The organism is Tabrizicola sp. YIM 78059 (assembly GCF_004959785.1).
GTDB lineage: Bacteria > Pseudomonadota > Alphaproteobacteria > Rhodobacterales > Rhodobacteraceae > Tabrizicola > Tabrizicola caldifontis.
On record NZ_SJZH01000077.1, the window covers coordinates 1 to 382 of the forward strand.

The 382-nt window shown below is 69.6% G+C and carries 1 protein-coding gene; it reads right to left on the reverse strand.

Annotation, left to right across the window (positions count from 1 at the left end; translation table 11 throughout):
• Positions 1-107: 107 nt before the first annotated feature.
• Positions 108-382, reverse strand: a 275-nt coding sequence (locus EZM81_RS18115) for a helix-turn-helix transcriptional regulator (RefSeq protein WP_136646750.1), incomplete at its 5' end; no start/stop codon positions are given.

Genomic DNA, 382 nt, shown 5'->3' on the forward strand with positions numbered 1-382 from the left:
AGGTCAAGCTGCCGAAGCGGCTGGACCTGGCGCGGGATGCCGACCGGGCATTGGACAGCGTACCGGGGCTGATCGTGGCGAACTGGGTGGAGGGGCGGATCGGATGATCATGCGCGGGCGGCAGCGCGCCCGTCGTCGCGCGCGGCACGACGGCGGCGGCGCGGCTCCTCGGTCTCGCCGAGCCCCTCGAGCGCCACAGGTGCCTTGCCGGGAAACTCGACCATGAGCTTGAGCGAGCCGCCCATCGCGCGCACGTAGCTCGACAAGGTCGACAGGAGCAGATCGCTCTGGCGCTCGTACTTCGCGACGGTCGCCTGCTGGATGCCGAGGGCTTCGGCAAGCTGCACCTGCGTCAGGTCCTTGGCTTTCCGCAGTTCCTGCA